General features: G+C 41.4%; 3 rRNA genes. All 3 read right to left on the bottom strand.

From position 1 onward, the window contains the following. Window positions 1-365: 365 nt before the first annotated feature. Window positions 366-483 (bottom strand): 5S ribosomal RNA (gene rrf / locus GT674_RS16990). A 249-nt stretch (window positions 484-732) separates the two neighbouring features. Next, a 5S ribosomal RNA gene (gene rrf, locus GT674_RS16985) occupies window positions 733-850 on the bottom strand. Window positions 851-1,030: 180 nt separating this feature from the next. Further along, window positions 1,031-1,097, bottom strand: a 16S ribosomal RNA gene (locus GT674_RS16980); the annotation flags it as partial.

The following is a 1,097-nucleotide window of genomic DNA, read 5'->3' as shown; positions in this document are numbered from 1 at the left end:
ACCCTAGCGTAGGTATCAGCGGTCTTTGATTCTCGTTGCTTATTGATAATCTAATTATCGATGTCTTCCTATCTTACGTTTTTACGTTTTATATCAAGGATATTTGATTAGTTAATCAAATTTACATGTATGCAGTTTTCAAGGTACGATACTGACTGATATTTTATCAGTCATATAAGAAGAAAAGTTTTCTTTTCATCTTATATCACTGGTAAAACCAGTTATTAATAACAGCTCTTCCCGGCTGATACGGGTTAGCACTGGACTTATCGAATGTTTACTGGCTCCACCCTGTTTCCGACAGGGCTCACTTTCCAATGCCTGTGTCTATGCTCAACAGATTTTCATCTGTTATTCTTTTTTTGATCTGGCGGCCACCTGCTCTCCCACACCGTCTCCAGTGCAGTACCATCGGCCGCTTGCGTCTTAACCGTCGTGTTCGGGATGGGAACGGGTGTTTCCCACAAGCGCATCGCCACCAGAANTCTGATACCCTAGCGTAGGTATCAGCGGTCTTTGATTCTCGTTGCTTATTGATAATCTAATTATCGATGTCTTCCTATCTTACGTTTTTACGTTTTATATCAAGGATATTTGATTAGTTAATCAAATTTACATGTATGCAGTTTTCAAGGTACGATACTGACTGATATTTTATCAGTCATATAAGAAGAAAAGTTTTCTTTTCATCTTATATCACTGGTAAAACCAGTTTTCTTTAATCTTTTTTTGATCTGGCGGCCACCTGCTCTCCCACACCGTCTCCAGTGCAGTACCATCGGCCGCTTGCGTCTTAACCGTCGTGTTCGGGATGGGAACGGGTGTTTCCCACAAGCGCATCGCCACCAGAAAAGTAGAGTTCTTAATGAGTACAAGGGTTACTGCCGTACGAATTTAGTACGAACTTTGTTCGGAGGAACTTAATGAGAGGACATCTCTGATGTCATCGAATTTAGTGAACCGAACTTCCTTGTTCTACTTGATAACTCAACAGTAAAACACATTCAATTTTCTACTTCTTCTTCCTTAGAAAGGAGGTGATCCAGCCGCACCTTCCGATACGGCTACCTTGTTACGACTTCACCCCAGTCATCGGT

Origin of the sequence: Blautia sp. BIOML-A1 (assembly GCF_009883055.1) — a bacterium.
Classification (GTDB): Bacteria; Bacillota; Clostridia; order Lachnospirales; family Lachnospiraceae; genus Blautia_A.
This window is presented reverse-complemented; position numbering and strand designations above follow the sequence as displayed.